Consider the following 17282-nt stretch of genomic DNA (forward strand, 5'->3'; position numbering starts at 1 on the left):
AGCAGTATATGAATAATCAAATGCCTTTACTTTTTGAAAATGGTCAAATTGATTTGGGGTTAAACCGAACTGCAACTTCTAACGTCACAAGTGCAACAAATCTAGTTGATTTATTGCATGAGGGTTTCTATGTAGTTTTTTTATTGAAGAATCAATTTATTCCAGTAAATCCAGATGAATTCAAGGAGAAAATTTTAGCCCTGTTAGATCGTTTTGAGAATCAGGCGCGAAAACTGCAATTTTCAGCAGCTGATATTCACGATGCAAAATATGCGTATTGTGCTTTGCTTGATGAAATCATTGTGACTCAACCAAATGCACAATTTTTTGATTTACAGAATCACTGGATGATTAGTCCTTTACAGTTAAGCCTTTTTGGCTCACAGCTCGCAGGCTATCGCTTTTTTGAAATTCTGGAGTCATTGCGGAGTCAAGGCAAAGAGCGATTAGTAGCCCTAGAAGTCTTTCATTACTGCATGCTACTTGGCTTTCAAGGTAAATTTAGAATTGAGTCCATACAAAGTTTGAATCATATGATGGCACGGGTTGGAGATGAAATTGATTTTTTAAAAGGTAAAAAAGCATCTTTTTCACCCTTTGCCGCGTTACCTGATCAAATTAAACATATCATTCATCGTGAATTACCATTTAGAGGAGTTTTAGTCTTTTTAGCAGTTTTTGCTTTATTATCATTTTTATCTTTAAATTTGATGCTTTCAAATCAGAATAATAAGTCATTATCTATTTATAAGAACATTATCAGTCAGCCTGCTGAACAAGCCTATATTACAATTTATTTGCCATAAAAAAATTAAAAAAGAAAATAGAACATGACCACTTCAAAACCGACCTTTTTAACCATTTTAGATCAGCAGAAAATTCAGGAGCGTTCTGTATTTAGCAATATAGATTTGTTTAAGCAGGAGGTCTTAGCACATAAGCAAAATAAGCAGCAAATTTTGACAGGCTTAGAAATGCATGGCAGCCCACCTGACTTTAAAATAAATCAGCCTGAGCAAGAGGACAACCATCGAGTTAAGTTCCCTCAAACTCAAGATGTTGACTCTTTGTCATATACCGTACTTGTTAATCAGCAGCTAAGTGCTAGAGAAAGTCTGGTAAAAGACCGTGAATCGGATGAATTGGCTCAAGTTTATATAAATATTTCTGAGACTAAAACACGTGCAATATCTTCAGAAAGTGTCGTCTTTCCATGATTATTGCTATTTTCACGGGGTTTATTGTGCTGGCTTTCAGTCTGGCCTGGTTATTTTTTTATGATTTACGCTTTAAAGTACAAGAATTCTTTTTGGTCATTATTCCGCAAGCTAAGAAACAATTATATTCTGCCAGGCAATTTGCTCAGCAGTTCAATGATGCTGCTGCACCTACACAACTCCAGTCGTATTGGCATTTACAACAATGGTGGATACTGGTTTCTGGATTTTCATTATTTGCCAGTATCTTAGTTTTTGCTTTTACCAGCCCCATAAGTCCGACTAAAATTGAAGCAGCGTATTTAAAAGAAGTAGATCCTCAAATTTATACCTTGCTCGATGGGCAAATGCTTTCACCTCCTCTTGAAGTAGAACAATCTTTAATTGAAGAAGCTATTATTTCCGCAAGTCATATTGAGGCTAGCCAGTCCAGTATTCAGACAAAAATATTTAGTACAAATATAGAATCTTCAGCTATCTCACATTTACATGGAGATATCATATCTGCCGATCGTCGATGGCATAAAATGAATCCACGTTATAAACAGCGTTTATTAATGGTATTTAAAATCATGCAACAACGTTATGGTTATGAAATGGTTTTATTAGAGGGTTACCGTAGTCCAGAGCGCCAGAATGCCCTGGCTGGCAATAGTCATATTACTCGAGCCAAAGCTTTTCAAAGTTATCATCAGTTTGGTTTGGCTGCCGATGTTGCATTTAAGCGTAATGGTAAAGTGGTTATTTCAGAACGTGACCCTTGGGCAATGCAAGGCTACCAGTTATATGGAACAGTTGCAGAATCGGTCGGTTTAACCTGGGGTGGCCGTTGGACCTCCATTCAAGATTATGGTCATAGCGAGTATCGAATGTCGGGGCTCAAAAAAACTGCTGCAATGGCTGAACAGTTAATGGCTGAAGATCAACTGTTGGCCGATTCTATCAATGATAGCTTTTGAATAACAGGGAACCTATTTGATATCTAAACTTAGTTTAGATATCGATTCATTTCATCCAGAACTGATTGCGTTTTTTCAGCATGCAGCCAATGTCCAGCATCATCAATAACCTGAATTTTAGCATGCGGAAATTGCTGTTTGATGGCACTGAAATGTTCATCCTTACTGATATAGGCAGATTTACCACCACGAATAAACAGTGCCTCTTTTTGCCAAGGCTGGATCATCTTCCAATCCAGGATTTCTGAGTAATGATTAAATAAAGCATCGACATTAAATAACCATTGGCCTTTATTAAAAGACTTCATTAAAAACTGGATCACCATTTCTTCATTTAAATATTCACGCATAATCTGGGTCGCCTGCTGCCGACTTTCAATCTGTGCATTTTTGACTGCAAACAAAGCTTTAAAAATTTGCTTATGATGGTTTTCCTGGTATGCAAATGGTGCCATATCCAAAACCACCAATTGTTCTAATCTCTGCCCTGCCTGATTTGCCAATTGCATGGCAATTTTCCCCCCCATGGAATGACCAATAGCAGAGAATTTTTGAATATTTAAACTATCTAATGTTTCTAGAATATCTGCTGCCATGACAGCATAATTCATTTCTGTTGCATGTGTTGAATGGCCGTGATTACGGATGTCTATTTGAATGACTGAATGAGATTCATAGTATGCACGTGCCAGCATACCTAGATTACTTAAACTGCCAAAGAGGCCATGAATAAATACCAGCGTATTTTTTGCTGTAGCAGTTTCATTAATATGTATTTGGTGATTTAAAATCATGGAGTGCTTTCATTACTTTTTAGATGAAATTATTTTTGAGTAAATTAGGTATTTAATCAATTGTTAATTTCCTAAAATATTTTTTTTGCTTAGGCTATTTATGTAGGTATAGGCAAATTTTTAATGAATTGTTCTGTTTTGAGAGATATTTAAAAGAGTATAAAACTGGAAGTTCTTAAGATGAAAGAATTAGGCTTAATATCCTATTTTTAGCCTGCATTGACCTCAGCTTCCAGGATATCCTCCATCGATATTGACCTGAATTGCAGGTAAAATCAGTTTAGGCATAGGAAATATTGCATCACGGCGGTTACGCATTTCAACAAATCTGCTTTTGTTGTAGTTTCATTCAGGAGAATATTTCTTATATAGCGATCTTCTTTTCTATCTTCGGGTCAATAATCATGACAATATGATAAAGAAAAACCTGAATTTGATTATCCAACGCATAATACTTTTAATAAAATAATTGTACTGCCCTTTTTGGAGAATCAAAGAACGATTGGTATGGAAATAAACTGCAAAAAGTTATTATTGCTTAGGCTATTTTGATAAATATAGTCGCTTTGGACGGCGCATAATAATCCAGCATATTGGTAGATAATATCCATTCAGGTGTTAGATCTTGTTTGATTTTTTCCGTTTTTTTAATCCCAAAGATCTTGATATAAAGAATTATTCGCTAAATTCTTTAAATACTTTTTCTGCAAACCACCACGGTAACTGTTGAACCTCAGGGTTCATTTTCAATGTTTCAGCCGCTTCAATCTCGGCAATAAAAGCGGCTTTTTCGCCATTAGAAGAATTATCAAACAAATAGCTACGATCACTGGCATCAATCGCCTGCATGAGTAAATCAATACTGCGATAATAACGTTCCACAATCTTTTGCTCCGGAACAGGATGTCCACCTACACTCACCCGGTATTTAACCCGGGCAATATTAATTCTAGGGTCAACCGTAGAAACATAGTATAAATAGATTTTAAATCCCTGCAGCTGTGCTTGTTGTAGAAATTCAACTTTAGAGATATGAGACATTACCGTTTCAAAAGTAAAACTGATTTTTAAGCGCAAAAATTCCAGGCGAATATAGTCAATAATTCGTGCGCAAAGATAAGAATCTATTTCTGATGGCTGAAACTGGATATTCCAGTCATCAATTATGGTGGGTTCATGTTGCAGTAAAGCCAAAAGCTGACCGGATTGAGGACGCTTTTTCTGTTTAAGGAAAGCAATGAGGGATTGAGCTTTTAAGGCAGGATGATAGATCATTAAATCCAGTCGTTGACTCAAGCGAAGATTCTGTTCCAATTCATCGGCATTTAAATAAGCCCCAATATAATGGGGCAATAAATATTCTTTGACTGTGCTCTTTCCAGATCCATTCGGACCGGCAAACATCCTTATTCTTGGTTGAGGCATTCTATTATACAGCTGCCTCTTGTTTTCTCTTGCGTTTTAAAACTTTAGGAAGATGATTAACACTTATATAGTTTTGGTGTAGGTCTGCAATCACGGTTTCTTGTCCATTGACTTCGTGTTGTAGTAATTGCTGATCTTTTGCATAAACGACCGTTGCTACCGTACATGCTTTGTTAAAGGCGTGACGGAAAGCATGTATGGCAAGTTTAGGAATCATGTCATCCTCATATTTGCCTGCTTTCATAATGGTATAAGCTGTCATGGAGCAACTCCCCTTACACAAGGTGTATTTGCTTATTATATTAACATAGCCGCAATAATTGTCTATAAATACACCAACATAGAAATGTAATGCTTTGCAGTGAAGTTAATTAAAGCCACATATTCCGTGGCTCATGCATTATTAGTCTTCCTTCCACACATCTTCATAATCTTCACGATCAATCATAAAGCGGAAACCCTCACCCAAAGCTAGGTATGGCAGTACTTCAGGTAAAATATCCTGTAATTCTCGAACAGTCATGGTCTGGAAAAAGTCTTCCCCCTCTTCCAGTTCGCCCCCGTAAATAAACCAGCCAATATTTTCATCCGTTTCAGGCTTTTTACGAATCCCGACAATCGGTTCCTTATTTAAAGTCTCAACCGCAATAGCTACGACATCATCACCACTCACCTGAACGTAAGCAGAATCGAACTCCTCGCACAATAACTTTTGTTCAGCAATCAGCTCTTCTAAGGGTGAAAGTTGTTGGGATTTTTTTGACATTGCGCTTCTCTGGCAGATAAAAACCGAATAGCCACAGTTTAACTTAGAACGATTTAACATGGCTAAACTTTTTATTTTCAGTATTTTTTGCTAATCTTGAAAATGTTACGAAATCAAAAAAAATGTAAATGAAACCACAAAATGCGACAGAATCTACAATAAGCCCTCAATATGGTCACGGCGGCAAACGCAAAAATGCTGGCCGCAAAACCCAGTATCAGGAAAAAACTGTGGTGATGCGCGTACCAGAGTCTAAAGTATCTGAAATTAAGTCCTGGTTAAAACCCAAACCCGCAGATGACCGTAGTCAGAAGATTGAACTGCATTCAATACAGATTCAGACCCAACTCGATATTCCTTATCCGTTGGAATCGGTTGAGGCAGGTTTTTCCTCTCTGAGTCAGGATTACGCTGAAGACGTTATCGACTTAAATCAATATCTCGTACACAACGCCTCCAGTACCTTTGTATTACGGATAAATTCGTTGTCAATGAAGAATGCTGGTATAGACATTGATGACCAGATTTTAGTTGACCGTAGCTTGAACGCAGAACATGGCGATATTGTTTTGGCTTTAATTAATAATGAGTTTACCGTTAAACGATTAATGATAGAAAAACAGAAAAATAGAGAAGTGAAAATCTGGTTAAAAGCAGAAAACCCAGAATATCCGGATATTTATTTGCGCAGTGAAGAACAGTTGACGATCTGGGGTGTAGTGACCTGTATTTTAAAAAAATTGCGCTAATAAATTTAATGAGTTGATATATAGCCGGCACTGATCAAAATTTTACTTTTAACATACGCAGATAAGATAGATAAAAGCCCCAAGTAAACTTGAGGCTTATGGTAAATCCTAAGCAAGTTTTAGGATTATTTTTGCTGTTGAGGGTTTTTTTGCTGCTGTTGGCGTTGATTGCCTTGGTTTTGCTGACGTTGATTGTCTTGTTGCTGCTGTTGCTGTTGATGCTTTTGATTTTCGCTTTGCGGATTCGATTGTTGTTGATTAGCCATTTTCATATTCATCCTTTCGATTGATTACTAGCCCTGATTACTAGGGATATGCCGTATGTAATTACGACTCTTATTAATCTAGCGGATATTTCTGATTAACCAACCTGCAAACTGTTTCGACTTAATTCATTGTAATGATCAAAATATTAATTTACTGATTTTTAGTCTATCACTGAATCTCATCTTTACGCTATTAACGCTAATTACACTGAACCTTACATGCTGCTCAAGCTCTTTATCGAATGATCTCTTGATTATTCGAATTTTTAAAAATTGAAATTTATAAACGATTTTATTTTCCTCACCTTGAAAACGTTACAATTTCAAAATAAGAAAAATGGCTAACCAACTCTTTGCCTTAATTGATATTAACTGCTATGTAAGCTGTGAACGGAGATTTAATCCTCATTTAAATGGCCAACCTGTGGTTATATATACTTTCCAATAATGTACTTATATTTTTATAAAATTGAACAATAGACTTGGCCTGATAGGAGTCAAAGTATCTTTCAGTAACTACGCTTTATACACAGATATGTCACGGCACTTTTTGGGATTCTGGAACAGCATTTCCATCTGATGATTTAGAACCTAAACTCCCCCTTAAATTGATAATTGTTTTATCCAGCACAGCAGTTATGCAAAATATTTTGATCTAGAATAATTCTAGAAAAATATTGTCGAGTCTTAATCCAGCTCATTGAGCAATCACTGGGTTTACTATGCTGCATAAGAGTGGCATTACTAAGACCCAAGCCAAACAGGCCAGTTATTTTGTCAAAATAAGTCTTTGTTTTAAGTCTCTATGCTATTTACCACATTTAGACTTATGCAGTTATGAAAGCCTGCTCGTAGAAACACTGGTCATCGAAATTTGGGTATTGGTCGTAAAAACGGCAAACAGTTTCAAGACTATAAAATTTATAGTTGCTATGACTTAACTTTTGCCAATAAATATCATCTCGGCAAACAATTTTCGGTGATGATTGCACGGACAATTCCTGAATTAAAAGGTCAATCATGTACTACATTCAATGATCCTGTAACACCAGCAAAAAGCATTCTTTCATCACGCAGTTTCGCTACAGTATTAACCAAAAAATCAATTATCAAACATGCAGTGATTTTTCATGTCAGCCGTGCTCATAAACGCTTAAACCGGCAGCAATTGTATAGCTGTGTCCATGGTTCACGCTATGAAAAGGTATCTGGCCCACCCTATAAAAATAGGCTGTCTTACGCGCTAAGTCTTGAATATGCAAGCGATGACTTGCTGGCTTTCATTAAAGCAAATAGATGTTTTATTTAAATAAATTATAAATATTTGAAAGTGGAAATGTGGAAGTCATTTTAGTGCATTATCTGTTAAACAGCACTATATTCATGGCTTAGGGCAACCTTTAGCATTGATTCAACAATGGGATAATTTAATGAACACCTTGTTGAAAATGCAACAACGCTATGGATCGGATTGTATACAGGTGGTCTATCATTCTGCCAATTCGGCCTGGCAGATGAAACAGCAGCACAGCTCACCACGCGATACCATCTGCTGGAAGGAACTGCTGCCTATTCATGACTCTACCGTGACTGTTACACAAAATAAATGAACTGTTTTGGTCAATTTAGCTTACAATGTAAGAACTAGTAATAATTATAAAAAATGTCATTTTTTAACATTGCCAATTACCTGCAAAGTTCTCATTATATAGCTCAGTTTTGACACATAGCTTCCGTATCAATTTAAACAAATTATAATAGAAATACGGGATTATTTGCCATAATACGCAAACTTTGCTGACATCTTGCAAGGTATATTTGCAAACTTATAATTGGAGCAAGCTGAATGGGCTCAACCATTTTGGTTATTCATGGACCGAATCTAAATTTACTCGGTATGCGTGAACCTGAAGTTTATGGACACCTTACCCTAGACGATATAAATCAAAAGCTCATCGCTCAAGCTCAGAATGCATCTCTTTCCCTAGATACTTTTCAAAGCAATTGGGAAGGTGCAATTGTCGACCGAATTCATCAAGCACAAAAAGAAAGCGTTCAATTCATCATTATCAATCCTGCGGCGTTGACCCATACCTCTGTTGCAGTACGTGATGCGCTTCTTGGTGTTGCCATTCCGTTTATTGAAGTTCACTTGTCTAATGTACACGCACGTGAAGCATTCCGACATCATTCATATTTATCCGATAAAGCCGTTGGCGTGATTTGTGGTTTAGGTGCAAAAGGTTATAGCGCTGCACTGGAATTCGCCATCGATAAAATTCAACCTTCTAAGCAATCATAATTAGGAATACTGTCTCATGGATATCCGTAAAATCAAGAAACTCATCGACCTGATGATTGAATCTGACTTACAAGCGATCGAAGTTAAAGAGGGTGACCAATCCATCGCCCTCACCCGTCGCAATCCTGTGGTAGCAGCAGCTGTTCCTGCAATGCCTGTAGCTACTGCAGCTGCAGCACCTGCTGCAAAAACACCACGCGGTGCAGTTGAAACATCGCCTATGGTTGGTGTGTTCTATGCAGCACCAAACCCGGGTGAAGCACCATTCGTGAAAGTGGGCCAAACCGTTTCTGCAGGTGAAACACTGGGTATTATTGAAGCCATGAAAATCATGAACCCGATTGAAGCAACTCAAAGTGGCGTGATTGAAGAAATTCTGGTGAAAAATGGCGAAGTGATTCAATTCGGTCAACCATTGTTCCGCTATCGCGCCTAAGACCACGGGGATTCACAATGTTGCAAAAAGTTTTAATTGCAAACCGGGGTGAAATTGCTTTACGCATCACCCGAGCTTGCAGAACTTTAGGAATTAAAACCGTAGGTATTTATTCCGATGCCGATAAAGACCTGATGCATTTACGCTTTTGTGATGAAGCGGTATGTATTGGTCCGGGTGCAAGTAGCGAAAGCTATTTAAACATCCCGGCAATTATTACGGCTGCTGAAATTACCGGTGCAGATGCCATTCACCCAGGTTATGGTTTCTTGTCTGAAAATGCCGAATTTGCAGAAATTGTTGAAAATTCTGGCTTTATCTTTATTGGTCCACGTCCGGAACACATCCGTCTGATGGGTAACAAGGTTTCTGCCATTATTGCCATGAAGAAAGCCGGTGTACCAACAGTACCAGGCTGTGATCATGCAGTGACTATTCACAATGCCCTTGCAGAAGCCAAAGAAATTGGTTTCCCGCTGATCGTTAAAGCTGCTTCTGGTGGTGGTGGTCGTGGTATGCGTATTGTTGAACGTGTCGATACCCTGCTTGAATCGGTTCAGGCTGCACAGCGTGATGCTGAAATGTGGTTTGGTGATGACACAGTTTATATGGAACGCTTCCTGCAAAAACCGCGTCACGTCGAAGTTCAGGTTTTGGCAGATGGTAATGGTCATGCCATTCACTTGTATGATCGTGACTGTTCTTTACAGCGTCGCCATCAAAAAGTATTGGAAGAAGCACCTGCTCCAGGTTTACCAGAAGAAGCTCGCGCTGAAATTTTAGAAGCCTGTGTCAATGCATGTAAGCTTATGCAATACCGTGGTGCTGGTACATTCGAGTTCCTGTTTGAAGATGGTGAGTTCTTCTTCATTGAAATGAACACCCGTGTCCAGGTTGAACACCCTGTTACCGAAATGGTCACTGGTATTGATATTATTGAGCAGCAATTGCGTATTGCTGGCGGACTTGGCCTTGAGATTCAACAAGATCAAGTGGAAATACGTGGTCATGCCATTGAATGCCGTATCAATGCGGAAGATCCAACCACATTCCTACCATCTCCGGGCAAAATTGAAAATTATTATGCTCCAGGTGGTGCAGGTATCCGTATGGATTCGCATATTTACCCAGGCTACAGCATTCCGCCTTATTATGACTCAATGATTGCAAAACTCATTGCCCATGGTAAAGATCGTAATACGACTATTGCACGTATGAAACAGGCATTAGAAGAAACGATCCTGACCGGAGTAAAAACCAACATTCCTTTACATAGAGATTTGATTCTGGAAGATGAAAACTTCTGTAAAGAAGCGATGGATATTCACTATCTGGAAAAACACTTATTGAAAAAGCTGGAAGCTTATCAAGAAGCGTCTTAAATAAACCGAGATAAAAAACCGCTCTTTATGAGCGGTTTTTTTATCTGTATAACGATATATTTATAAAATCATGAACAATCATTAAGGCAAAACACGGCGCAAGGTGGCAAAACACTGTTCAGCTTTCTCATTACTGCAGAAATTTATTGTTGATGCGTTTTTCCACTGCACGAAATATTGGGAAATCTCGCCAGTCTGGTCTTCTTGCAGACCTGAACAATCCTTTTCATTATTGTCATACTTTACTTGCAAAACCAGTGCAGATAATAAGGAACGTTCCTCTTGAGCTGGTTGAAAATCATAAATTCCAGATGACCACTCCTGGCCACTTTTAATAATGACATTGTTATTCGATTTAAAATTATAATATTCAATGCATTTATTATTATTGGCAACTTGCATCCCCCATAAGCCAACAATTTCTGGACGAGTCACAATACGAATGGTATTCGAATTTTCAGCTCGATCATTTTCTTCTGTTGCGACTACAGCTTGATTGTCATTTGCCATCGCAACAGATGAGCACAATGTAAGTAAAATTGTAAAATATGTTTTTTTCATACATCAATTCAGTGCTAAAAATCCTTTGTTATAACTTAGCATATTTTTATGAAAAACCAGTATTTATCACCATATTACAACAATATAATTTCAGGTTGAATTTGCACAAAAAATTGGTCTATCAAGCCGAAAGAATCAGTAGTTTTTCGTACTGATGCAGCTGTATAATAAAGACCACACAGCGGCAATCTTGGTCATAAATGTAAAATACTGACTTTTTTTAAAAATTTTTAGCCATGTTGAATATATTTCGGTAGCCAGCGCACAAATAGCAAACCCACAACTGTTGAAAACCCGGCAAGAACAAAAATCATCTCTCCTGAGATGACTTGCCAATATCTTCCAGCCAGAATACTTCCTAAAGCGACACCTAAGCCCCACATGGTACTGTACATGGCCTGACCGCGGCCTTGCTGACCTGCGGAAAAGTTTTGAAAGATAATGCGCATGGCAATCATATGAAACAGGCCAAAACTAAAGGCATGAATGCTTTGGGCTAAAAACTGTGCCACCAAGAGATGAGGCAATAGTCCAACAACAATCCACCGTACACCGGTCAGGACCAGACAGCAACTGACAAGACTGCGCCACGAAAACCGGGTCAAGAAAATATGGGCAAAAGCAAACATGATAATTTCTGCAACCACCCCGACGGACCACAACAGGCCAATTTCAGTCGTCGAAAAACCAGCTTGATGCAAGTAATTACTATAGAAACTATAAAATGGCGCATGGGAAAATAACAAAACAAATTCAATAGCAAAAAAAGCAGCCACCACAGGCCGTTTTAATATCGGCAATAATGGTTCTAATTGTTGTTGCGATTGTGGGGCTGTGCTGGGTTCTTTAATGCTAAAAGACCAAAGAAAAGCCAAAAATGCGATACACAGCAACATCAGCGGGAGCATGGAAATAGCGACAATTTCAAGTAAAGCACCAATACCAAAAACGCCTACAATAAAACCCACCGAGCCCCATTTTCTGATTTTCCCATACAGCTGATTGCGCTTATCCCCCAACCAGAACAATGTGACCCCTTCAAACTGCGCTAAGATGGCATTCTGAAAAAAACTAAAAATCAGCATAAGCAATGCAACAGACTGAAAGGTATTTGGGATCAAAAAAATCATGAACCAGATACAGGATTCCATCCATGTAGCTATACGGACCAATAGCATTCTTTTGCCCGATTTATCGGCAATCCATCCCCAAATGAACGGCGCGAAAAAGCGGGTAATGATTGCGATTGAAGATAACAATCCAATCTCTTGATAATTAAAGCCTTGATCTTCCAGATACAAATTCCAAAAAGGCATGAACGTACCAACGATGGAATAGTAGAAGAAGTAGAATCCTGACAGTTTGTGCTGGATTGGCAAGCTTAGCATTTAGTTGCATTCCATTGTATTTTCAATAACTTAAAACATTTAATAGTTGCATCACATTGCATGGTTTTGCCACTAATTGCACTTCAATAGTCTACAAATCCGTCTACAAAAATTAAAATAAATATTTTTTCATTTTTTGTAGACTCCTATTAAGTAGCCCTAACCTTACTGATTTTAGAGTAAAAATTTATAAAATGGATATAAATATATTTTATAGGGACTTTCTTTATTGAGCTGTTTGTTTTAAAAAATATTCAATTGACATAAAAAATCTAGAGAGAATTAGGCTGAACTGTTTGGGATAGTTTTTTTGATGGTGAGTATGGGTATGGAAGTGAGTTTGTAGTGCTATTCCTGGCATACTTTCTTCCATCCACCTTGGTTAAACATGACCTTTTCACATTGAGACCCAGTACCATACGCTTTTTTTGCTACGGCGACCAATGAAGCCCAAGCAAAGGGTAGATTGGTTCAATAAAAAGCGTGTACATAGTGCACTAGGTTATGTGTCACCTTTTGATTTTGAAGCAATGTACTATGATAAAATTAACCCATTAGGTCAGGTGGCCTAACTTAAATAAAAAGTCTCCGACAAACCTGGTACGGTTCAGCCCACTCATGGAAAGACGATGTGGGCTTATAAACTAAGGACCTTGGGAGGTCATTCAGAAACTACAGCAGTTTCTGATGGTTATTTTGTACACTATTCAAATATTTTTCAGTGGCAAAACATACCAAAAAATAAAATAATGATAATTAAATCACATTATTAATAAGTCTTAATTAATGATTTATACAATATGAAAAAGCCTGCTTAATGTGAGGTATCTAAGCGGACGACTAGCATGAAGACTTGCTTTTTTCAGGAAATAAAAAGCCCATATTTCTATAGGCCTGTTTTCTAAAATTATGAGCTATACATATTTTAACTCAAACTGGTACTCATCTTGGGTAACCTTAATTTTATGCTTTTTATATTTACGTTTGTTTGGATTTATAGCTGAATTCATCACCTCATCATGAAATGATGTATCCCCCATTAAGCAAACATAAGCTTTATATCCTAGCAAGATTTTCTCAACTTTTTTGCCTTTTTTGGCAGCTGCTTCAAGCAATTCATCTAGTTTTTTTAGTTCTATATCAGACATCTGTATTTACCCTCTGTTTGGAGGATACATTCTGACATACTAAAATTTCAAACTGAATCACCTATAAAATGGATTGATCGAAATTTTATCAAAAAGAAAAAAGTCCACCTTTCTATGAGCTTCTTTATCAATCCAGTCCATGACTTACATTTAGACCACGTATAACATAATATTAATATGTCCATGATCAAGATCAATTGCACTGAAATAAAATAATCATGATAAGAAAAAAATTGATGCTGCCCATTTGACATAACCAATGTTCATTTTTCGATCGATTTATGTGGATTATTCGTTAATAATCAAATGAATTGAGAAAAGTTTTATAAAATTATTATGTGTTATTTGCCTCACAATTGCCTTTAAGGGAAATCAATGGGAGAAAGCAAATGTTAAATAAAATGATGATAGCAAGTAGCATCGCTGCCTCTGTGGTGTTAGTCGGCTGTATACCCTCAATGCTTAACTCTTCTACGGAAAAAAATTTAGCAAAATTGCAAAACAAAAATTGGGTGATGACCGAAATTAATCAGGTTAGTTATAAAGCCTCACCTACTTTATCTGCAGTTCCAATACTTAGCTTTGGTCATAGCCACCTCAGCGGTAGTGATGGCTGTAACCAATTTATGGGCGGTTATGCAGTAAAAGGCACCCAGATTAAATTTTCCAATTTAGTCACTACCGAAAAAGCCTGTTTAAATCCTACCGATTTACCGCAAAAATTTTCCCAAGCCTTAAGCCAAGTGGCCAGCTATGATGCAACCGATAGTGAATTAAAGTTATTCGATAACAATCATCGCATGGTGCTTAAATTTAACAATCTTAAATAGAACATAGAGATCATTTAGCCCTCATGAGAGGACCCACATTTTTAAAATATTCTCGCCCTGCCCCCCTATTTCTTTTTTCTAAATAAGCCTGATATTCAGCACATTGAAACTTATTATTTTCTAGAATCCAGTCCTGGATTTTACTGATATCAGGGGGAAAATCGATGGAGTTATAAGTTAAGCTTTGGATTTCTTTTTTTAAAAAATATGAAGCTTTTCTTTCCTTTTCTTGAATAGAAACCTCACCATTGAGAAAAAAAGTAACCAAATCAAAATAATTTTGATGATTTTTATCAACCAATTCTAGTAATTGCTTTTTTACTGCTACTGGCATTTTTTATTCTCCAAGCGGTAATTAGCATATAAACTTAATTCACTTGGGTTTCATGAAAAAAGCCTATAATTGTTATTATTCGTTTAATTTATGTTGAATCAAAAAATAATCAGTTTTTATATATCAAATATTTAAAATATTCATACTCCAAAAAAATGAGAAACTAGTCACCTTTTAAAAAATATTTTATTTGTTTTTTAGAATATGAAGATGAAATTAAAATAAAGCAAAAAAAATATGATGACTCAATGTTGTGAATTATTGGCTAAAGAAAAATTAAAAGTGACTTTCATTAAAAGCGCTTCCGCAGGTTATTTAGCTTACCTATTTTCCCTGACTCCATTCTCTGGCAAAATTCTAATTGGAGGTTTAGTGTGTTATGACCTGAAAGTTAAAGAAAAAATACTGAAAATCTCTCCAAAACTGATAGCAAAATATACACCTGAATCTATTGAAATTACTGAAGAATTGGTAAAAAAAGCAAAGAATATGTTTACCTCAGATATTTATGTAGGATGTACAGGATTACTCAAACCTGGCGGTTCTGAAACTTCAGAAAAACCTGAGGGAACTTTTTTTATTCAATTTTATACAAAAACAAAATATATAATTACCGATGTTTGTGTAAAGGAAAGAAAACAGAAAAATTAAATAAACTGATTCAACAAATATGTAAAAGCCTCATTAAAATTATTAAAAAAATTTAATAAAATAATAATTAAAATTTAAATTTGTAAATATCAATACACCTAATAACCGATATATTTCATAGATATAATATATGATGTAATTATTATAATTACATTTAAAACATTATGTAACATCCATTTTATTTTTTAATGAAATATTCATGCTAATAATAATTGTATCTGGTTAAACAGATTTTATTAAAAATATATATTATATATGAGGTGTAGAGATGACTAATCAAAATCAACCCCAACAACAAAATGATCAACAACGCCAACAGCAGCAACAGAACGACCAACAACGTCAACAGCCTGGCCAACAGCAAGGCAATATGCCTCAACAACAGCAACAAAATGATCAGCAACATCAACAGCCGGGTCAGCAGCAACAAAATGACCAGCAACGTCAACAGTCTGGTCAGCAACAACAACCTAATCAACAGCAAAATGACCCACAGCGCCAGCAAACTGGTCAGCAACAAGGTAACCCGCAACAACAGCAGCAAAATGATCAGCAACGTCAGCAAACTGGTCAACAGCAAGATTTTCGACAAAATCAGAATGACCAAAATAATCAACAGCAATAATGCATTGATTGAACATTGAATTTCACATTTTAAACTGTGAAATCGTATTTCATTGCTTGGCTATTCTATTGATTCCGAAAATTAGGAGCTACACAAAATGACGGATCCCACTTTAGAAAATCAAAACCGTACGTCAAATAATGAGTCTGATCGGTATTGGCGTGAAAATTATACCAGTCGACCTTATTATCAAGATTTACAGCGTGATATTCCCGATATTGATTATGACAAGGATTTATCCTCTGCTTATAAATTTGGAAGAAATTCACGTTCTGAATACGGCGAAAATACCCGTTTTGAAGACTCGGAAAATGATCTTGAAAGCAAATGGGAACAGTTTAAGGCGAACTCTCGCTTAAAGTGGCAACAAGCGAAACATGCTGTAAAAGATGCATGGGACAGAATATAAAGAAATGAAAATTTTCATTTAAAATCCTACTCACGAAAAAAGCACCCTCGGGTGCTTTTTTATGAAATATCTTTTTCTGATTAATTAAACATTTGCCCAAATGCATAAATCACAAACATCAGCATCAGTGCAGATGATGAAGTTACAAGGAGTTCTATTGTTTTCATAACCCACTCTCACTTCCTTATTGTGGAACTCTCTTTATACACAGATATTTTTTGTCAGACAATAACAATTATTGACATAAATGTATCAAAAAATACTAAACATATAAATATCACATTTTAAAATCTACACTTTCTCTCATTACAAATACAACAATTCATTGCAAAATATGTCGCTTGTTTTTAAAACATTTCCTTTATTTTAATATTTATTTATTTTTCAAAAACTTAAATCTTAAGTCTTTAACTTTTTACTTACATTTAAATATTCAGCTCATAATATATGATTGAACTTTCCTGTTAATTTTTACTACCTATTTTTAGGGGGTTTCATGGACTCAGATTTAAATTTTTTTACAATTTGTAGACTTGCTCTCTTCTTCACTAACTGCTGTCTAGAGATCCATCAAGAAAATATTTCCTGACTTGTTCAACAGGCAAGCTCAAGTAAAATTTTCAGGCATTAAAAAACCGCCTTAAAGACGGTTTTCGTATTGCTCTAACCCTTACACCGCATTTACATGCGCATTAAGCCGGAACATTTCATTTACACCCGTATAGAAACTGCGGCCATCAAGATTCAAATCAATTTCAATACCGGATTCAAGCAAGACTTTTTTGCCTACTTCAACCCATGTAAACCCATCACGGGTATTTTGCATTTTTTTAAAAGGAATTAACGACACAACAATTTCACGACTATTTACCGATTTTGCAACTAAATTTTCAGTTTTATTCAACATTTACACCAATTTTTTAATACCGATAGAAAAGCCACCATTGGCATTTCAAAATAACAACCTTAACTTGGGATCACTCGAATGAGAGGAGATTTCTCGTATACCAATTTTGAACGAGAACATTTTCATGTCAGTT

Annotated in this window: 23 protein-coding genes and 2 pseudogenes; 14 read left to right on the forward strand and 11 right to left on the reverse strand. The window is 36.3% G+C overall.

What is annotated here, in order from left to right; all coding sequences use genetic code 11:
• The first annotated feature begins 8 nt into the window (after positions 1 to 8).
• The 3 genes from FTT83_RS00105 to FTT83_RS00115 are packed head-to-tail and all read left to right on the forward strand — an operon-like array spanning position 9 to position 2176.
• Positions 9 to 806: a DotU family type IV/VI secretion system protein gene (locus FTT83_RS00105; protein WP_180176085.1), complete on the forward strand. Its 798-nt coding sequence runs from the start codon at positions 9 to 11 to the stop codon at positions 804 to 806.
• Positions 807 to 830: 24 nt separating this feature from the next.
• A complete protein-coding gene (locus FTT83_RS00110; RefSeq protein WP_180044132.1) occupies positions 831 to 1217 on the forward strand; it encodes a hypothetical protein in 387 nt (128 codons plus the stop codon).
• Positions 1214 to 2176, forward strand: a complete 963-nt coding sequence (locus FTT83_RS00115; protein WP_180044134.1) for a M15 family metallopeptidase — start codon at positions 1214 to 1216, stop codon at positions 2174 to 2176. The genes FTT83_RS00110 and FTT83_RS00115 overlap by 4 nt, the downstream gene beginning before the upstream one ends.
• Before the next feature lie 29 nt (positions 2177 to 2205).
• Here FTT83_RS00115 and FTT83_RS00120 read toward each other — a convergent pair whose 3' ends face one another.
• The 5 genes and pseudogenes from FTT83_RS00120 to FTT83_RS00135 all read right to left on the reverse strand — a co-directional run bounded on the left by FTT83_RS00120 (position 2206) and on the right by FTT83_RS00135 (position 5161).
• A complete protein-coding gene (locus FTT83_RS00120; protein WP_180044136.1) occupies positions 2206 to 2970 on the reverse strand; it encodes an alpha/beta fold hydrolase in 765 nt (254 codons plus the stop codon).
• 225 nt (positions 2971 to 3195) lie between these two features.
• A pseudogene (locus FTT83_RS16280) lies at positions 3196 to 3309 on the reverse strand (MBL fold metallo-hydrolase); the annotation flags it as partial.
• Positions 3310 to 3645: 336 nt separating this feature from the next.
• Positions 3646 to 4395: a zeta toxin gene (locus tag FTT83_RS00125; protein WP_180044138.1), complete on the reverse strand. Its 750-nt coding sequence runs from the start codon at positions 4393 to 4395 to the stop codon at positions 3646 to 3648.
• Positions 4396 to 4399: 4 nt separating this feature from the next.
• A complete protein-coding gene (locus FTT83_RS00130; protein WP_180044140.1) occupies positions 4400 to 4657 on the reverse strand; it encodes a hypothetical protein in 258 nt (85 codons plus the stop codon).
• Between the two features lie 141 nt (positions 4658 to 4798).
• Positions 4799 to 5161 (reverse strand): hypothetical protein, encoded by a 363-nt coding sequence (locus tag FTT83_RS00135; RefSeq protein ID WP_180044142.1) that lies wholly within the window; start codon positions 5159 to 5161, stop codon positions 4799 to 4801.
• Positions 5162 to 5289: 128 nt separating this feature from the next.
• Here FTT83_RS00135 and FTT83_RS00140 point away from each other — a divergent pair, with 128 nt between their 5' ends.
• Positions 5290 to 5910, forward strand: a complete 621-nt coding sequence (locus FTT83_RS00140; protein WP_180176086.1) for a LexA family transcriptional regulator — start codon at positions 5290 to 5292, stop codon at positions 5908 to 5910.
• A 125-nt stretch (positions 5911 to 6035) separates the two neighbouring features.
• On the opposite strand, the gene FTT83_RS00145 is transcribed toward FTT83_RS00140, so the two are convergent.
• Positions 6036 to 6176: a hypothetical protein gene (locus FTT83_RS00145; protein WP_166169875.1), complete on the reverse strand. Its 141-nt coding sequence runs from the start codon at positions 6174 to 6176 to the stop codon at positions 6036 to 6038.
• 874 nt (positions 6177 to 7050) lie between these two features.
• On the opposite strand from FTT83_RS00145, the gene FTT83_RS15995 reads away from it, so the two are divergent.
• The 5 genes from FTT83_RS15995 to accC all read left to right on the forward strand — a co-directional run bounded on the left by FTT83_RS15995 (position 7051) and on the right by accC (position 10296).
• Positions 7051 to 7485 carry a hypothetical protein gene (locus FTT83_RS15995; protein WP_257234858.1) on the forward strand — a complete coding sequence of 145 codons (435 nt, stop codon included), beginning with the start codon at positions 7051 to 7053 and terminating at the stop codon, positions 7483 to 7485.
• 121 nt (positions 7486 to 7606) lie between these two features.
• Complete coding sequence (locus tag FTT83_RS16000; RefSeq protein WP_257234859.1) at positions 7607 to 7786, forward strand: DUF4113 domain-containing protein; 180 nt, start codon at positions 7607 to 7609, stop codon at positions 7784 to 7786.
• Positions 7787 to 8022: 236 nt separating this feature from the next.
• Positions 8023 to 8478: a type II 3-dehydroquinate dehydratase gene (aroQ, locus tag FTT83_RS00155; protein WP_166169925.1), complete on the forward strand. Its 456-nt coding sequence runs from the start codon at positions 8023 to 8025 to the stop codon at positions 8476 to 8478.
• 16 nt (positions 8479 to 8494) lie between these two features.
• Positions 8495 to 8914, forward strand: a complete 420-nt coding sequence (gene accB, locus FTT83_RS00160; RefSeq protein ID WP_086197358.1) for an acetyl-CoA carboxylase biotin carboxyl carrier protein — start codon at positions 8495 to 8497, stop codon at positions 8912 to 8914.
• Positions 8915 to 8931: 17 nt separating this feature from the next.
• Complete coding sequence (gene accC, locus FTT83_RS00165; protein WP_180176087.1) at positions 8932 to 10296, forward strand: acetyl-CoA carboxylase biotin carboxylase subunit; 1365 nt, start codon at positions 8932 to 8934, stop codon at positions 10294 to 10296.
• Between the two features lie 81 nt (positions 10297 to 10377).
• Here accC and FTT83_RS00170 read toward each other — a convergent pair whose 3' ends face one another.
• Positions 10378 to 10857, reverse strand: a complete 480-nt coding sequence (locus FTT83_RS00170) for a hypothetical protein (RefSeq protein WP_086197360.1) — start codon at positions 10855 to 10857, stop codon at positions 10378 to 10380.
• 230 nt (positions 10858 to 11087) lie between these two features.
• Positions 11088 to 12245, reverse strand: a complete 1158-nt coding sequence (locus FTT83_RS00175; RefSeq protein WP_180044153.1) for an MFS transporter — start codon at positions 12243 to 12245, stop codon at positions 11088 to 11090.
• Positions 12246 to 12706: 461 nt separating this feature from the next.
• On the opposite strand from FTT83_RS00175, the pseudogene FTT83_RS16285 reads away from it, so the two are divergent.
• Positions 12707 to 12817: pseudogene (locus FTT83_RS16285) on the forward strand (IS3 family transposase); the annotation flags it as partial.
• A gap of 342 nt (positions 12818 to 13159) precedes the next feature.
• Here FTT83_RS16285 and FTT83_RS00180 read toward each other — a convergent pair.
• The gene (locus FTT83_RS00180) at positions 13160 to 13393 is read right to left on the reverse strand and encodes a hypothetical protein (RefSeq protein WP_086197365.1); all 234 of its coding nucleotides are present in this window, start codon (positions 13391 to 13393) and stop codon (positions 13160 to 13162) included.
• Between the two features lie 389 nt (positions 13394 to 13782).
• Here FTT83_RS00180 and FTT83_RS00185 point away from each other — a divergent pair, with 389 nt between their 5' ends.
• Positions 13783 to 14223, forward strand: coding sequence for an META domain-containing protein (locus tag FTT83_RS00185; protein ID WP_180044159.1), 441 nt, complete (start codon positions 13783 to 13785; stop codon positions 14221 to 14223).
• A gap of 10 nt (positions 14224 to 14233) precedes the next feature.
• Here the strand turns inward: FTT83_RS00185 and FTT83_RS00190 are convergent, their stop codons facing one another.
• On the reverse strand, positions 14234 to 14557 hold the full coding sequence (locus FTT83_RS00190) for a hypothetical protein (RefSeq protein ID WP_180176088.1): 324 nt from the start codon (positions 14555 to 14557) through the stop codon (positions 14234 to 14236).
• 237 nt (positions 14558 to 14794) lie between these two features.
• On the opposite strand from FTT83_RS00190, the gene FTT83_RS00195 reads away from it, so the two are divergent.
• From FTT83_RS00195 to FTT83_RS00205, 3 genes are all read left to right on the forward strand, one after another.
• The gene (locus FTT83_RS00195) at positions 14795 to 15208 is read left to right on the forward strand and encodes a CinA family protein (RefSeq protein ID WP_180176089.1); all 414 of its coding nucleotides are present in this window, start codon (positions 14795 to 14797) and stop codon (positions 15206 to 15208) included.
• A gap of 268 nt (positions 15209 to 15476) precedes the next feature.
• The gene (locus tag FTT83_RS00200; RefSeq protein ID WP_180043722.1) at positions 15477 to 15833 is read left to right on the forward strand and encodes a hypothetical protein; all 357 of its coding nucleotides are present in this window, start codon (positions 15477 to 15479) and stop codon (positions 15831 to 15833) included.
• A 97-nt stretch (positions 15834 to 15930) separates the two neighbouring features.
• Positions 15931 to 16242, forward strand: coding sequence for a hypothetical protein (locus tag FTT83_RS00205; RefSeq protein ID WP_180043725.1), 312 nt, complete (start codon positions 15931 to 15933; stop codon positions 16240 to 16242).
• A gap of 670 nt (positions 16243 to 16912) precedes the next feature.
• Here FTT83_RS00205 and FTT83_RS00210 read toward each other — a convergent pair.
• Complete coding sequence (locus FTT83_RS00210; RefSeq protein ID WP_373456094.1) at positions 16913 to 17149, reverse strand: hypothetical protein; 237 nt, start codon at positions 17147 to 17149, stop codon at positions 16913 to 16915.
• Positions 17150 to 17282 lie beyond the last annotated feature (133 nt).

The sequence above is a fragment of the Acinetobacter sp. YH01018 genome, assembly GCF_013420295.1.
In the GTDB taxonomy this organism is placed as follows: Bacteria; Pseudomonadota; Gammaproteobacteria; order Pseudomonadales; family Moraxellaceae; genus Acinetobacter.

Excerpts from the sequence above, each read along its gene's own strand:
- FTT83_RS00145 (WP_166169875.1), bottom strand. The coding sequence starts at position 6,176 with ATGGCTAATCAACAACAATCGAATCCGCAAAGCGAAAATCAAAAGCAT.
- FTT83_RS00175 (WP_180044153.1), bottom strand. The coding sequence starts at position 12,245 with ATGCTAAGCTTGCCAATCCAGCACAAACTGTCAGGATTCTACTTCTTC.
- accC (WP_180176087.1), top strand. The coding sequence starts at position 8,932 with ATGTTGCAAAAAGTTTTAATTGCAAACCGGGGTGAAATTGCTTTACGC.
- FTT83_RS00170 (WP_086197360.1), bottom strand. The coding sequence starts at position 10,857 with ATGAAAAAAACATATTTTACAATTTTACTTACATTGTGCTCATCTGTT.
- FTT83_RS00130 (WP_180044140.1), bottom strand. The coding sequence starts at position 4,657 with ATGACAGCTTATACCATTATGAAAGCAGGCAAATATGAGGATGACATG.
- FTT83_RS00200 (WP_180043722.1), top strand. The coding sequence starts at position 15,477 with ATGACTAATCAAAATCAACCCCAACAACAAAATGATCAACAACGCCAA.
- FTT83_RS00135 (WP_180044142.1), bottom strand. The coding sequence starts at position 5,161 with ATGTCAAAAAAATCCCAACAACTTTCACCCTTAGAAGAGCTGATTGCT.
- FTT83_RS00180 (WP_086197365.1), bottom strand. The coding sequence starts at position 13,393 with ATGTCTGATATAGAACTAAAAAAACTAGATGAATTGCTTGAAGCAGCT.
- FTT83_RS00185 (WP_180044159.1), top strand. The coding sequence starts at position 13,783 with ATGTTAAATAAAATGATGATAGCAAGTAGCATCGCTGCCTCTGTGGTG.
- aroQ (WP_166169925.1), top strand. The coding sequence starts at position 8,023 with ATGGGCTCAACCATTTTGGTTATTCATGGACCGAATCTAAATTTACTC.
- FTT83_RS00105 (WP_180176085.1), top strand. The coding sequence starts at position 9 with ATGAATAATCAAATGCCTTTACTTTTTGAAAATGGTCAAATTGATTTG.
- FTT83_RS00190 (WP_180176088.1), bottom strand. The coding sequence starts at position 14,557 with ATGCCAGTAGCAGTAAAAAAGCAATTACTAGAATTGGTTGATAAAAAT.
- FTT83_RS00140 (WP_180176086.1), top strand. The coding sequence starts at position 5,290 with ATGAAACCACAAAATGCGACAGAATCTACAATAAGCCCTCAATATGGT.
- FTT83_RS00120 (WP_180044136.1), bottom strand. The coding sequence starts at position 2,970 with ATGATTTTAAATCACCAAATACATATTAATGAAACTGCTACAGCAAAA.
- FTT83_RS00210 (WP_373456094.1), bottom strand. The coding sequence starts at position 17,149 with ATGTTGAATAAAACTGAAAATTTAGTTGCAAAATCGGTAAATAGTCGT.
- accB (WP_086197358.1), top strand. The coding sequence starts at position 8,495 with ATGGATATCCGTAAAATCAAGAAACTCATCGACCTGATGATTGAATCT.
- FTT83_RS00115 (WP_180044134.1), top strand. The coding sequence starts at position 1,214 with ATGATTATTGCTATTTTCACGGGGTTTATTGTGCTGGCTTTCAGTCTG.
- FTT83_RS00110 (WP_180044132.1), top strand. The coding sequence starts at position 831 with ATGACCACTTCAAAACCGACCTTTTTAACCATTTTAGATCAGCAGAAA.
- FTT83_RS00205 (WP_180043725.1), top strand. The coding sequence starts at position 15,931 with ATGACGGATCCCACTTTAGAAAATCAAAACCGTACGTCAAATAATGAG.
- FTT83_RS00195 (WP_180176089.1), top strand. The coding sequence starts at position 14,795 with ATGATGACTCAATGTTGTGAATTATTGGCTAAAGAAAAATTAAAAGTG.
- FTT83_RS00125 (WP_180044138.1), bottom strand. The coding sequence starts at position 4,395 with ATGCCTCAACCAAGAATAAGGATGTTTGCCGGTCCGAATGGATCTGGA.
- FTT83_RS16000 (WP_257234859.1), top strand. The coding sequence starts at position 7,607 with ATGAACACCTTGTTGAAAATGCAACAACGCTATGGATCGGATTGTATA.